The sequence below is a fragment of the Streptomyces sp. NBC_00989 genome (assembly GCF_045162655.1).
Taxonomy (GTDB): Bacteria; Actinomycetota; Actinomycetes; order Streptomycetales; family Streptomycetaceae; genus Streptomyces.
Genome location: NZ_CP108728.1, coordinates 6,774,701 through 6,787,760 on the forward strand (window position 1 = coordinate 6,774,701; position 13,060 = coordinate 6,787,760).

13 protein-coding genes are annotated in these 13,060 nt (G+C 70.2%); 7 read left to right on the top strand and 6 right to left on the bottom strand.

What is annotated here, in order from left to right; genetic code table 11:
• Positions 1–16: 16 nt before the first annotated feature.
• Entirely contained in the window at positions 17–1,375 is a 1,359-nt protein-coding gene (locus OG714_RS30205) for a diaminopimelate decarboxylase (RefSeq protein ID WP_406132008.1), read from the bottom strand.
• Positions 1,376–1,593: 218 nt separating this feature from the next.
• Here OG714_RS30205 and hutU point away from each other — a divergent pair, with 218 nt between their 5' ends.
• The 5 genes from hutU to OG714_RS30230 are packed head-to-tail and all read left to right on the top strand — an operon-like array spanning position 1,594 to position 8,062.
• Positions 1,594–3,258: a urocanate hydratase gene (gene hutU, locus OG714_RS30210; RefSeq protein ID WP_406125681.1), complete on the top strand. Its 1,665-nt coding sequence runs from the start codon at positions 1,594–1,596 to the stop codon at positions 3,256–3,258.
• Positions 3,255–4,472, top strand: coding sequence for an allantoate amidohydrolase (locus OG714_RS30215; RefSeq protein WP_406125682.1), 1,218 nt, complete (start codon positions 3,255–3,257; stop codon positions 4,470–4,472). The genes hutU and OG714_RS30215 overlap by 4 nt, the downstream gene beginning before the upstream one ends.
• Entirely contained in the window at positions 4,469–5,815 is a 1,347-nt protein-coding gene (locus OG714_RS30220) for a formimidoylglutamate deiminase (protein ID WP_406125684.1), read from the top strand. Before OG714_RS30215 ends, OG714_RS30220 begins: the two co-directional genes overlap by 4 nt.
• A 59-nt stretch (positions 5,816–5,874) precedes the next feature.
• On the top strand, positions 5,875–7,050 hold the full coding sequence (gene hutI / locus OG714_RS30225) for an imidazolonepropionase (RefSeq protein WP_406125685.1): 1,176 nt from the start codon (positions 5,875–5,877) through the stop codon (positions 7,048–7,050).
• A 40-nt stretch (positions 7,051–7,090) separates the two neighbouring features.
• Entirely contained in the window at positions 7,091–8,062 is a 972-nt protein-coding gene (locus OG714_RS30230) for a CehA/McbA family metallohydrolase (protein WP_406125688.1), read from the top strand.
• Here OG714_RS30230 and OG714_RS30235 read toward each other — a convergent pair whose 3' ends face one another.
• From OG714_RS30235 to OG714_RS30250, 4 genes are all read right to left on the bottom strand, one after another.
• Entirely contained in the window at positions 8,063–9,244 is a 1,182-nt protein-coding gene (locus OG714_RS30235) for a serine hydrolase domain-containing protein (protein ID WP_406125689.1), read from the bottom strand.
• An 87-nt stretch (positions 9,245–9,331) separates the two neighbouring features.
• Positions 9,332–9,529: a DUF397 domain-containing protein gene (locus OG714_RS30240; protein ID WP_406125691.1), complete on the bottom strand. Its 198-nt coding sequence runs from the start codon at positions 9,527–9,529 to the stop codon at positions 9,332–9,334.
• Positions 9,530–9,566: 37 nt separating this feature from the next.
• Positions 9,567–9,773: a DUF397 domain-containing protein gene (locus OG714_RS30245; protein ID WP_406125692.1), complete on the bottom strand. Its 207-nt coding sequence runs from the start codon at positions 9,771–9,773 to the stop codon at positions 9,567–9,569.
• 9 nt (positions 9,774–9,782) lie between these two features.
• Complete coding sequence (locus tag OG714_RS30250) at positions 9,783–10,634, bottom strand: helix-turn-helix domain-containing protein (RefSeq protein ID WP_406125693.1); 852 nt, start codon at positions 10,632–10,634, stop codon at positions 9,783–9,785.
• 195 nt (positions 10,635–10,829) lie between these two features.
• On the opposite strand from OG714_RS30250, the gene OG714_RS30255 reads away from it, so the two are divergent.
• Positions 10,830–11,252, top strand: coding sequence for an ATP-binding protein (locus OG714_RS30255; protein ID WP_406125695.1), 423 nt, complete (start codon positions 10,830–10,832; stop codon positions 11,250–11,252).
• A complete protein-coding gene (locus OG714_RS30260) occupies positions 11,252–12,163 on the top strand; it encodes a hypothetical protein (RefSeq protein ID WP_406125696.1) in 912 nt (303 codons plus the stop codon). The genes OG714_RS30255 and OG714_RS30260 overlap by 1 nt, the downstream gene beginning before the upstream one ends.
• A gap of 24 nt (positions 12,164–12,187) precedes the next feature.
• Here the strand turns inward: OG714_RS30260 and OG714_RS30265 are convergent, their stop codons facing one another.
• Positions 12,188–12,991 carry a DUF5995 family protein gene (locus tag OG714_RS30265; protein ID WP_406125698.1) on the bottom strand — a complete coding sequence of 268 codons (804 nt, stop codon included), beginning with the start codon at positions 12,989–12,991 and terminating at the stop codon, positions 12,188–12,190.
• Positions 12,992–13,060: the final 69 nt, after the last annotated feature.

Genomic DNA, 13,060 nt, shown 5'->3' on the forward strand with positions numbered 1-13,060 from the left:
CTCGCACCGGTGTGCGTCAACGGCGCCCAGGCGCTCGCAGGGTGGTGAGCGCGGCGGCGTGCGCCCCGCCGGATTCGGCCACGATCTCCGCCACCGTCTGCGGCTCCCGCACGGTCGCGAACGCCATGCCCCCGGCACCGTCCGGCACGAAGCCGTAAACCCCGGGCCGGGCAAGGGAGTTGTAGGCGTAGTGCGTCGCGAAGTAGTACGCCCCGGTGTCCAGCGCCGCCGCGTAGTCACCCTGCTCCAGCAAGGGCAACGCCTGTCCCTCGGCCAGCAGGTCACCCGCGAAGCACGCGGGCCCGGCGACGTCCTGCACCACGTCCGCCCCCGACTTGGGCCGCCCCTTCCCGTCGTAGGCGGCGATCCGCAGCGGCCACGACTGCGGCGCGTACACCGTCCGCGTCGCGACCTGCACGCCCGCGTGGGTGATCGCGATCGGCCGCCCGCCGGCGCTCTTCGTGTACTCGACCCGGGCTACCACCGTGCCCTGCTTGGCCAGCATCGACCGCCCGAACTCGGTCACCAGCCCGTACCGCCCGTCGAACAGCCCCGGCACCGCCTCCCGCAGCAGCCGCGCGTACTGCGCGTACGTCGGGGTCGTCGCGTCCGAACCGAAGTTCACGCCCAGGCCGCCGCCGATGTCGAGCGTGTCGATCTGCCGCCGTCCGAGCCGCGCGTTGATCTCCTCCGCCAGCTCGTACGTCTCCGCGACACCCCGCGCCAGCAACGCCAGCGGGATGCCCTGCGACCCGGTGTGCGCGTGCAGCCGGGTCAGCCACGGCCGCTCCGCGAACGCCCGCACCACCCACTCCCGCGCCCCCTCGTCCCGCAGCGCCACCCCGAACTTCGAGGTCGCGGTCGCCGTGGAGAGCGCGGCGATCGACCCGCCGCCGATCTGCGGATTGACCCGGATGCCGAGCGGGGAGCGGCTGGTGGCGGACCGCATGAGCGCGTCGATGCGCTCCAGCTCCTGCGGATTGTCCGCGTTCACGGCGATCCCCAGCGCCAGCGCCTCCCGCAACTCCGCCGGCGTCTTCGCGGGAGCGTCCAGCACCGTCCGCTCCGGCCGTACGCCCGCCGCCCGCGCGAGGGCCAGCTCACCCGGGCTCGCCACCTCCGCGCCGATGCCCTCGTCGTGCAGCAGTCGCAGCACCGGGACGAGCGGACTCGCCTTCACGGCGAACGCGTGCAGCACGGGCGTCCCGGGTGCCGTCACCGCGTCGAACGCGGCCCGCAGCGCCGCCGCCGACTCCCGGATACCGGCGACGTCCAGGAGCGCGGCGATGGGAGCGCCGGGTCCCAGGAGCCCCTGCTCCACGGCGGCCCGGACGGCTTCGTCCCGGCGGGCGGTGCGTTCGGCGCCGGGATCCATGCGATCCGTGCCGGGACCGGTGCCGTCCGTGTGACCCTGGATTTCGTCGTTCACTGCTGCCCCCGTCATGTCGTTGCCCGTGGTCGTTACATCCAGCCAAACACTCAGAGCCTGCCCACAAGGACGCCCCCATGTATTGACTAGTTCTATTCACGAAGACAGGATGTGAATAGCTGTAGTAGAAAATCCACTGAGAGCAGTCCGCTAGGAGGCAGACCATGTCAGGACCCCGCCCCGTACGAGCACCGCGCGGTACGGAACTGAGCGCCCTGGGATGGCAGCAGGAAGCCGCCCTGCGGATGCTGCAGAACAACCTGGACCCCGAGGTCGCCGAACACCCCGACAAGCTCGTCGTCTACGGCGGCACCGGCAAGGCCGCCCGCGACTGGCGCTCCTTCGACGCCATGGTCCGCACACTGCGCACCCTGAAGCAGGACGAGACGATGCTCGTCCAGTCGGGCCGTCCGGTCGGCGTGATGCAGACCCACGAGTGGGCGCCGCGCGTCCTCATCGCCAACTCCAACCTCGTCGGCGACTGGGCGAACTGGGAGGAGTTCCGGCGCCTTGAGGCCCTCGGACTCACCATGTACGGCCAGATGACCGCCGGTTCCTGGATCTACATCGGCACCCAGGGCATCCTCCAGGGCACCTACGAGACCTTCGCCGCCGTCGCCGCGAAGAAGTTCAACGGCACCCTCGCCGGCACCATCACCCTCACCGCCGGCCTCGGCGGCATGGGCGGCGCCCAGCCCCTCGCGGTCACGATGAACGACGGCGTCGCGATCTGTATCGACGTCGACCCGCGCGCCATCGAACGCCGCATCGAGCACCGCTACCTGGACGTCCGCGCCGACTCCCTCGCGCACGCCCTCCAACTCGCCGTCGAGGCCCGCGACGCCCGCCGCCCGCTCTCCATCGGCCTCCTCGGCAACGCCGCCGAACTGTTCCCGCAGATGCTCGCCGAGGGCGCCCCCATCGACATCGTGACCGACCAGACCTCGGCCCACGACCCGCTGGCCTACCTGCCGATCGGCATCGCATTCGAGGACATGGCCGACGCCGCCGCCAAGGACCCGGCGGGCTTCACCGCCCGCGCCCGCGAGTCCATGGCCAAGCACGTCGAGGCGATGGTCGGCTTCATGGACGCCGGCTCGGAGGTCTTCGACTACGGCAACTCGATCCGGGGCGAGGCCCAACTCGCCGGATACGAGCGGGCGTTCGCCTTCCCCGGCTTCGTCCCCGCCTACATCCGCCCCCTCTTCTCCGAGGGCAAGGGCCCCTTCCGCTGGGCCGCCCTGTCCGGCGAGGCCTCCGACATCCACAAGACCGACAAGGCGATCCTCGACCTCTTCCCGGAGAACGAGTCCCTCCACCGCTGGATCAAGCTGGCCGGCGAACGCGTCCACTTCCAGGGCCTCCCGGCCCGCATCTGCTGGCTCGGCTACGGCGAGCGCGACAAGGCCGGCGAGCGCTTCAACGACATGGTGGCCTCCGGCGAGCTGGCCGCCCCGCTGGTCATCGGCCGCGACCACCTGGACTCCGGCTCCGTCGCCTCCCCCTACCGCGAGACCGAGGCCATGCTCGACGGCTCCGACGCGATCGCCGACTGGCCGTTGCTCAACGCGATGGTCAACGTGGCGTCGGGCGCCTCCTGGGTCTCCATCCACCACGGCGGCGGCGTCGGCATGGGCCGCTCCATCCACGCGGGCCAGGTGACGGTGGCCGACGGCACGCCTCTCGCCGGCGAGAAGATCCGCCGGGTCCTCACGAACGACCCCGGCATGGGCGTCATCCGGCACGTCGACGCCGGCTACGACATCGCGGAGCGGGTCGCGGACGAGCGGGGCGTGCGGGTGCCGATGCGCGAGGGTGGAGACGCGTGACCTTCCACAGCATGTGGGCGGAGTTGCTGCCGATCGGCCGCAACTCCGCCTCCGGCGGCTACCGCCGCTACGCCTGGACCGGCGCCGACGCCGAGTGCCGGGACTGGTTCAAGGCGCAAGCCGAGGCTCGCGGGCTGACCTACGAGCTGGACCGCAACGGCAACCAGTGGGCCTGGCTCGGTGACCCCACCGCCGGGGACGCCGTCGTCACCGGGTCGCACCTCGACTCGGTACCCGACGGCGGGGCCTTCGACGGGCCCCTCGGAGTCGTGTCGTCCTTCGCCGCGCTCGACGAACTGCGCGGCAGGGGAGCGGAGTTCACCAAGCCGCTCGCCATCGTGAACTTCGGTGACGAGGAGGGCGCCCGCTTCGGGCTCGCCTGTGTCGGGTCACGGCTGACCGCCGGGCAGCTCACCGTCGAGCAGGCGCACCGGCTGACCGACGGCGACGGGGTCACGCTGCCGCAGGCCATGGCCACCGCCGGTTACGACGCCGACGCCATCGGCCCCGACCCCGAACGGCTCGCCCGCATCGGCGCGTTCGTCGAGCTCCACGTCGAACAGGGCCGCGCCCTGGACCTCTCCGGCGACCAGGTCGGCATCGCCAGCGTCATCTGGCCGCACGGGCGTTGGCGGTTCGACTTCCGGGGCGAGGCCAACCACGCCGGTACGACGAGGCTGGTGGACCGGCGGGACCCCATGCTGTCGTACGCCGAGACCGTGCTCGCCGCCCGCCGCGAGGCCCAACTCGCGGGCGCCGTAGCCACGTTCGGGAAGATCGCCGTAGAACCGAACGGCGTCAACGCCATCCCCTCCCTGGTGCGCGGCTGGCTCGACTCCCGCGCCGCCGATCAGCGGACCCTCGACACCGTGGTCACCGGCGTCGAGAAGGCGGCCCGCGAGTACGCCGAAGCCCACGGCGTCGACCTGGACGTCGTCCGGGAGTCCTTCACCCCCGTCGTCGAGTTCGACCACGCCCTGCGCGACGAACTCGCCCGGGTCCTGCGGAAGGAGACGGAGCTGAACGTCCCCGTCCTCGGTACCGGTGCCGGACACGACGCCGGAATCCTCTCCGGGAGCATCCCGACCGCCATGCTGTTCGTGCGCAACCCCACGGGCGTCTCGCACTCCCCGGCCGAGTTCGCGGCCGAGGACGACTGCGTGGCCGGGGTGACCGCACTCGCCGACGTACTGGAAGGGCTGGCCTGCAGGTGACGCACCCCACCACGCGGACGTACTGGCTGGAACACGCCTGGCTCGACACCAACGTCGAGCCGGGCGTAGCCCTGGACGTAGCGGACGGCCGTATCACCGCCGTCCGCACCGGAGTTGACGCGCCACCCCCCGGCGCCGAGCCCCTCCGAGGCCTCACCCTCCCCGGTCTCGCCAACGCCCACAGCCACGCCTTCCACCGCGCCCTGCGCGGCACCGTGCAGGTGGGCTCCGGGACCTTCTGGACCTGGCGGGAGCTCATGTACTCCTTCGCCGACCAGCTCACCCCGGACACCTACCACGCACTGGCCCGCGCGGTGTACGCCGAGATGGCGCTGGCCGGGATCACGGCGGTGGGCGAGTTCCACTACGTGCACCACGCCCACGGCGGCACCCCCTACGCCGACCCCAACGCCATGGGCGAGGCCCTCATCGCCGCCGCCTCCGAAGCCGGTATCCGCATCACCCTCCTCGACACCGCCTACCTTTCCTCCGGCTTCGGCCAGCCCCCCAACCGCCACCAGCTCCGCTTCTCCGACGGAAGCGCGGACGCCTGGGCGGAACGCTGTTCACTTCTCAAGGAACGGGATCACGCGAGGATCGGTGCCGCCATCCACTCCGTACGGGCCGTGCCCGCACGGGAGTTGGCGACGGTGGCCCGCTGGGCCGAAGAGCGCCGGGCCCCGCTCCACGTCCACCTCTCCGAGCAGACCGCCGAGAACGACGCCTGCCGCACCGCCCACGACTGCACCCCGACCCAACTCCTCGCCGACCACGGGGTGCTGGGCCCCCGCACCACCGGCGTCCACAACACGCACCTCACGGACGAGGACATCGCGCTGCTGGGGCGCTCGGGCACCGGTACCTGCATGTGCCCGACGACGGAACGGGACCTTGCCGACGGCATCGGCCCGGCGGTCGCCCTCCAACGAGCCGGCTCACCCCTCTCCCTCGGCTCCGACAGCCACGCGGTGATCGACCTGCTCGAAGAGGCCAGAGCGATGGAGCTGAACGAGCGCCTGCGCACCCGCACGAGGGGTCACTGGACGGCGGCGGCCCTGCTCCGCGCGGCTTCGGCGGACGGTCACGCGGCGCTGGGCTGGGAGGAAGCGGGCACGCTGGAGGCAGGCGCGCTCGCCGACTTCACGACGATCGCGCTCGACTCGGTCAGAACAGCGGGGCCGGTGCCCAGGCTCGGTGCCGAGACGGCCGTATTCGCGGCGACGGCAGCGGACGTACGGCACACGGTCGTGGGCGGCCGGCACGTCGTACGCGACGGGGCGCACGCGCTCGTACCGGACGTACCGCAGGCGCTCGCCGCAGCTGTCGAAGCCCTGCGCGCGTAGAGCCGATCGCCCACCCGCGCACCCACGAGGCCACGATCCCCCGCACCCACGAGGACACGATGAGCAGCACCACTGTCATCACCAACATCGCCACGCTGGTCACCAACAACCCCTCCCTGGGTGACGGTTCTCCCCTCGGTCTGATCCAGGACGCGGCCGTCGTCATCGACGGCGACCGCATCGCGTGGACCGGTGAGACAAGCAAAGCACCCGCCACTGACAATCGGGTCGACGCCGGTGGGCGGGCGGTCCTGCCGGGCTTCGTGGACTCCCACTCGCACCTCGTCTTCGCGGGCGACCGCACGCAGGAGTTCAACGCGCGGATGTCCGGGCGGGCGTACAGCGCGGGCGGCATCCGCACGACGGTCGCGGCGACGCGCGCGGCGAGCGACGCGGAACTGGAGGCGAACCTCACCCGCTACCTGGACGAGGCGCTCCGCCAGGGCACGACGACGTTCGAGACGAAGTCGGGCTACGGCCTGACGGTCGCAGATGAGTCCCGAGCCCTCCGGATCGCCGCCGCGCACACGGACGAGGTGACGTACCTCGGCGCACACATCGTCTCGCCGGACTACGCCGACGACCCGGCCGCGTACGTCTCCCTGGTCACCGGCGAGATGCTCGACGCCTGTGCCCCGCACGCCCGTTGGATCGACGTGTTCTGCGAGAAGGGCGCGTTCGACGGCGACCAGGCGCGCGCGATCCTGACGGCGGGCAAGGCGAAGGGCCTGCACCCGCGCATCCACGCCAATCAGTTGTCGTTCGGCCCGGGCGTCCAACTCGCCGTAGAACTGGACGCGGCGAGCGCCGACCACTGCACCCACCTCACGGACGCGGACGTGGACGCGCTGGCGAGCGGCGCGACGGTCGCGACCCTGCTCCCCGGCGCGGAGTTCTCGACGCGCGCGGAGTGGCCGGACGCGCGCCGCCTGCTGGACGCGGGCGTCACGGTCGCGTTGTCGACGGACTGCAACCCGGGCTCCTCCTTCACATCCTCCGTCCCCTTCTGCATCGCGCTCGCGGTACGGGACATGGGGATGACGCCGGACGAGGCGGTGTGGGCGGCTACGGCGGGTGGGGCGGCGGCGCTGCGACGGGATGACGTGGGGCGGATCGCGGTGGGGGCGCGGGCCGACCTGGTGCTGCTGGACGCGCCCAGCCATGTGCATTTGGCTTATCGGCCGGGGGTGCCGTTGGTGAGTGGGGTGTGGCGGCGCGGGGCACGGGTTGTCTGACTGATGTCGGGGCGGGGCTCGGGGGAGGGTCGGGGAGCGGGTGGCCGGTAGGGCAGGCGGTTGGTATCGCGGCGACTGCCACGTGCACTCGACGTGTTCGCACGGCGGTGAGCTGACGCCGGAACGTCTCGCTGTCGAGGCCCGTGCGGCGGGGCTGGATTTCCTGGCGGCGACCGAGCACAACAACGTGGAAACGCATGGCACTTGGGGCCGGTGCGCCGGTGACGATCTGCTGGTGGTTCTGGGGCAGGAGGTCACCACCCGGACCGGGCACTGGCTTGCGCTGGGGGTGCGACCGGGGCAGGTGGTCGACTGGCGGTACGGCGTGCGGGACGGGGTGGTCGGCCGGCATCTCGACGAGGTCCGTCGCGGTGGCGGGTTGTGCGTGGCGGCTCATCCGCACGCGCCGTACGACTCGGGCATGTTCCTGTATCCGTACCAGGGGTTCGACGTGGTCGAGGTCTGGAACGGGCCGTGGAGTTCGGACCTGCCCTGGCAGGCGGACAACGAGGCGGCGTTGGCGGAGTGGGGACGGAGTCTCGGCACGGACATCCGGCGGCAGGGCGGGTGGCGGCCGGTGATGGGGAACAGCGACGCGCATCTGTCGGGCCAGATCGGTGTTCCGCACACCGTCGTGCGGGCCGAGGAGTTGAGTACGGATGCGGTGCTCGCCGGGATTCGTGCCGGGCGGAGTTGGATTGCCGAGTCTGCTGCCGTGGAGTTGTCGTTCACGGTCTCCGCCGGTACCGGTGCTCAACGGGTGGGTGTCGGTGAGCAGTTGGAGGGCGTTCGCGGACCGGTCGTGGCTCGGGTGGGCGTGCGTGGTGTGCCCTCGGGGGCGGTCAGTTTTCACACTGAGCGGGGGAAGGCTCATGTTGCTTCGCTGCCGGGCGCGGGAGTTGGCGTGGTGGAGTGGCGTACCGGTGCGCGAGAGCTGGCATTCATCCGGGTCGAGGTACGGCATCCGGGAGGGCGGATGGCGGCGCTGAGCAACCCGGTAACTCTGCTCTGATCACGGGGTGTTGGGGCTCCCGGCGCACAACGCGTGGTCGATCAGGGCGCTGGCCGCGTTCTCCTGGGCGAGGATGTGTTCCAGGGTGTCACCGCGGGCCTCGGACATGGAGACCACGGCGCTTCGACTGCCGTTGCCGGTGACGCCGTTGAGGGTGATGTAGCCGCCGTCCCCGCCCTCGTGACTCCAGTAGGTTCCTCCGCAGCTCAGGGGGCGTTCGGCCAGACCGAGTCCGTATCGGCCGCCGGGCCACAGTTGTTGGACCTCCGCACTCACGGGGACGGTCCGCTTCATCTCGGTGAGTTGACGTGTCGGCAGCAGATGGCCGGCGAGCAGCGCGCGGAAGAAGGTGTTCTCGTCCCGGGTGGTCGTGACGAACGAGAGGTTCTCGTAGTCCACCGGTATCTGGTCGGTGACGTCCACCACGGAATCGGGCCCGAAGAGTTGATAGGCCTTCGCGTGCGGACGGGGCAGGGTGGACGAAGTACCGCCCCAGCGGGTCTGGTTGAGGCCGAGCGGACGCACGATACGGTCGTCGATCTCCCGGTGGGCGGGTCGGCCGGTGGCCTTCTGGATGATGGTGCCGAGCAGGACGTAACCGGTGTTGGAGTAGCTCCAGCCCTCGCCCGGTGGGAAGTCCGGAGCGTGGGCCATGGCGCGGGCGATCAACTGCTCGGGGCTGTAGACGTCGTAGCGCTGCTGGTAGTACTCCTCCGGCGTGGTGTACCCGGGTAGGTCGTCGTGAATTCCGCTGGTGTGCTGGAGCAGTTGGCGGATGGTGATGCGGGTGCCGTCGTTGCCGTTGCCCCGCACCACACCTGGCAGCCAGCGGTCGACCGTGTCGTCCAGCGACAGCCTGCCCTCGGCCTCCAGCTGAAGTACCACGGTGGCGACCAGGGTCTTGGACGTGCTGGCCATCCGGAAGTAGCCGTCGGAACGGACCGGGCGGCCGGTGTCCAGATCGGCGGTACCGCTGGTGGCGACGGCTTCCCGGCCGTCCGGCGCGACCGTACGAGCCTGCACCCCGCTGACACCGAGGGCGTGGATCGCCTTGGTGTCCCGACGCAACTGCTCCGCGGGGGAGGGGGCAGCAGGTTGGGCTACGGCGATGCCCGCCTCGGTGGCGAGCAGTGTGACGATGCCGAGTGCCAGGGCGAGGTGCTTCCGCAGGGCCGAAGTCATGGCTGAACGCTAGTTTCGGCTTCGGCGGGGGGCGATCCGGTGTGCCTCAGGATCGGAGTGGGGGATAGCCCCCCGGGCGGGGCGTGCTCAGGTGCGGAAGCGGGCTGACTTGACGGCGTGTATGAGGTGCGCCAACGGGGTTGCGTTGATGGTGAGTTCGGTGGTGGGGCTGTCGCTTTCGCGGAGGTGGAGGGTGGTGGGTGAGGTGGCGGCGAGTTCTACGCAGGTGTTGCCTTCGCCGCCACCCGAGAAGGTGGACTTCTGCCAGTGCCTGGGCTGGGGCATACGGGTCCTCGCGCTTCCTTCTGCCTGGTGCCGCTGGTCAGGCCGTTGGGTGGAACGGGTGCCCTGACTTCACGCCGCGTATGAGATGGGCCAACGGGGTGCTGGTGGTGGTGAGTTCGGTGTCGGGGGTGTCGCTCTCTCGGAGGTGGAGGGTGGTGGGTGAGGTGGCGGCGAGTTCTACGCAGGTATTGCCGTCCCCGCCTTCAGAGAAGGAGGACTTCTGCCACTGGGCGGCCTGGGTCATGCTGACGCCTCACAATTCCTTTGCGATTTGGTGGATGAAGTCCCGGGATGCGGCCGGGCCAAGCGCTGTCTTCTCCACTTTATGGAACAGCTGTCGGAAGCGTTCCAGCTGGGATCCGGTGTCCACGAAGGCCGTGCCGTGGGGTGAGTCCCGGAGAACTGTGTCCAGTTGAGTGATCGGTCCGCCGATGTACATCATCGCGCTGCTGGCGCCGGCGAACCCGTCTGTGTCGAACGGGACGAGGCGTACCGTTGCCCGCTCCTCCTCGATGGTCCGGAGGACTTCAAGGAGTTGGGCCCGGGCGACCTGGCGGTCGGCGACGCGGATCCGCAGCGCCGACTCGTGGATGACTGTCTCGTACGTGGCTGGGTCGTCGCCTTCGAGAGCCGCTCTGCGCTGCATGCGGTGCTCGACACGTGGGGCCAGTTCGCTCGGTGGCAGCTCCGGGACCATGTACCCGAAGACGGCACGGGCGTAGTCCGGGGTCTGCATCAGCCCCGGTACATGGGTGATCACGACCTCCCGCAGGAAAGTCGCATGGTGCTCCAACTCGGCTACGTCGAGGAAGACCGGCGGCAGGACACCTCGGTACTCCTCCCACCAACCCCGGGTCCGATCGGCCGCCATTGCCACCAAGGCTTCGACCAGTGACTCGTCCGCGCAGGCGCAGTGCGCTGCCAGCCTGCGCAGACGTTCCTCGCTGATGCCGGAACTGCCTGCCTCGATCTGGCTCATGTGTGTCGAGCTCGAATTCAGCAGGCCTGCAACCTCCTTGGCAGACAACCCGGCTGCCTCCCGCAACCTGCGCAGTTCGGCACCCAGGCGCACCTGGCGTGCGGTGGGTTGGTTCCGCATGGTCATTCCGGTAACTGCCTCTCTGGGACTCCTCGTTCGGGTGTCAGATTACGCGAGCGGCTTGCCCAGGTTGGAATTACTACCCTACCTTCAGTGATGCGACGTACACGCTGCGGAAGCGCACCGCTTCGTCCTGCCATGACGGCTGCGGCAATGCCACCGCCCGCGCCACATCAACCGCCACCCCTCTGGAGCTGACGCATGCCCGAAAACGAGGAAGCCGAGCCCGAACCCTGGGAGTACTCCCTCTCCGTTCCGCACGATCGCCGTGCCGTCACCGTCTGCCGCCGCACCCTGCGCCTCGTCCTCACCGCGCACGGCCTCATCCGGGTCGTGGACACCGCCGAACTCCTCGCGACGGAGCTGGTGGCCAACGCTGTACTGCACACCAAGGGGCCGGTGATGCTCCGGGTGCGGTGGGCGGCAGGGGTGCTGCGGGTCGGCGCGTGGGACGCGGACCCCGAACCCCCTGAACCGCCGGGGCAGTTGGGGGAGCTCTTGGACGCCGAGGCAGGGAGAGGGCTCGCGTTGGTGCGGGCCTGTGCCGACTGCTGGGGGTGGCAGCCGTTGTCCAGGAACGGGCAGCGCGGCAAGTACGTGTGGTGCGAACTGGAGGTGGCGTAGTGCCCAGTTCGTCCCACGAGGCGCTGCACCGGATCTTCCAGAAGGATCCCGCGCCTCTGACCCGTGCCCTTCAGAGCGTGTTACGCATCCCCTTCCCCGAACCGCGTGAGTTCGCCGCCATGAACGTGGACCTCACCGAGATCGAACCGGTCGAGAAACGCGTGGACACGCTGCTCCGGGCGGAGACCGACGACGGGGCCTACCTCCTGGTCGTTGAATCACAGGGCAAGCCCGACGACAGGAAACGCGGCAGCTGGCCGTACTACCTCAGCTACCTGCACGAGAAGTACCGCTGCGAACCGGTGCTCATCGTCATAACCCAGAACAGCGCAACAGCCCGCTGGGCGGCGGAGCCCATTCACCTCGGGGTACGTGGATGCCCCCCGCTGACGGTGCGCCCGTTCGTCCTGGGACCGGACAACGTGCCGGTGATCGTGGACGATCGGGAGGCCGAACGGGACGTACCCCTTGCGGTGCTTTCGGCGATGACACATGGCAAGGGTCCGCAGGCCGCCGCCATACTGGAAAACCTGGCCACCGCCCTGCGGACCATCGACCCGGACAGTGCCGCGGTCTTCGTGCAGTTCGTCGACTCATGCCTGGCAGACCGCCAGGCCCAGCAGATGTGGAGGGACCTGATGACGGCGATGCAGTACTTCTGGCGGCACCCGCTGGCGGAGCAGGTGCGAGGTGAAGGCCGGGAGGAAGGCCGGGAAGAGGGCAGGGAGGAAGGGCGCGCCGAAGGATGGGCGGCTGCCATTCTGCGTACCTTCCAACGGCGTCGGATCGACGTACCTGACAGCGTCCGCGACCGCATCCTCGCCTCCACCGACCTCGACGAACTCGGCACCTGGTTCGACCGCTCCCACGAGGTCGCCGACGCGCGGGAGTTGTTCACCGAGGGGTCCTGAAGCAGAGGGCCGATCCGCCGGGCCTCACCCCGTCCCCCGCCCGGCGGACGCCCGCCCCATCGCCCCGTCCAGATGCGCGATGACAGCCGCCACGTCATCGCTCTCCGTGTGGCGGATCAACTCCAGCGCCGGCCGGACGAGAAGACCCGGCCGCGCGATCAACCGAGCCAGTACCGCAGCCCGCACATCGAGCCGTTCGATGGTCGCCTCGCGTTGCGCCTCCGTCTGGCCGGCCAGCAGGACCGCGTTGTACCAGGCCTCCTGGCGGGACTGGACGACGCTGAAGTCCAGGATCGCCTCGTCCGTACGGCCCCCGACCTTGTCCAGCAGGGACAGGAGCGGGGACAGGGCACCCACCGAGTCCTCCAGCACCAGCACCACCCGCGCGAGGATGTCGTTGATCAGCAGGAAGTCGTGCTGCAGTGCATGGATGTCCTCGCCGGGGCTGGTCCCCGCGGCGGCCACGGCCAGGTCGAGGTTGATGTGCGCGTTCACGCCGAGGATCAGGTGCTGGACGATGACCGTGTCGGAGTCGTCGAGCAGGCCGAACGTCTCGCGCCAGCAGCGCGGTCCGCTCCGGTCGCGGAGCCAGGCGTCGTGCGCTGCGAAGTAGCGGTTGCCGAAGAGCGTGTCGAAGCGGTCCATGCGGGGGCCGTCCTCGAACTGTCCCTCGTGGATGGCCTTGCGGATCTCGACGGTCACCTGTCGGTACAGGGCCGCGAAATACCCCATACGGTCACCGGCGCGGGTCGCCTCCCGCACGATCCCCGCAAGCCCGTCCACGACCTCGTCGATGTTCTGTGCCGCCATGCCAGTGGTACCCGCCATGCCCAACTCCCTTCCCGCAGTGGTCCGTTCGGCCCGCGCACCGGCCGCTGTCCGCAGTGCCGGTCCCCG

Coding starts and splice junctions, on each gene's coding strand:
- OG714_RS30205 (WP_406132008.1), bottom strand. CDS start 1,375: ATGGATCCCGGCGCCGAACGCACCGCCCGCCGGGACGAAGCCGTCCGG.
- hutU (WP_406125681.1), top strand. CDS start 1,594: ATGTCAGGACCCCGCCCCGTACGAGCACCGCGCGGTACGGAACTGAGC.
- hutI (WP_406125685.1), top strand. CDS start 5,875: ATGAGCAGCACCACTGTCATCACCAACATCGCCACGCTGGTCACCAAC.
- OG714_RS30235 (WP_406125689.1), bottom strand. CDS start 9,244: ATGACTTCGGCCCTGCGGAAGCACCTCGCCCTGGCACTCGGCATCGTC.
- OG714_RS30240 (WP_406125691.1), bottom strand. CDS start 9,529: ATGCCCCAGCCCAGGCACTGGCAGAAGTCCACCTTCTCGGGTGGCGGC.
- OG714_RS30245 (WP_406125692.1), bottom strand. CDS start 9,773: ATGACCCAGGCCGCCCAGTGGCAGAAGTCCTCCTTCTCTGAAGGCGGG.
- OG714_RS30250 (WP_406125693.1), bottom strand. CDS start 10,634: ATGACCATGCGGAACCAACCCACCGCACGCCAGGTGCGCCTGGGTGCC.
- OG714_RS30255 (WP_406125695.1), top strand. CDS start 10,830: ATGCCCGAAAACGAGGAAGCCGAGCCCGAACCCTGGGAGTACTCCCTC.
- OG714_RS30265 (WP_406125698.1), bottom strand. CDS start 12,991: ATGGCGGGTACCACTGGCATGGCGGCACAGAACATCGACGAGGTCGTG.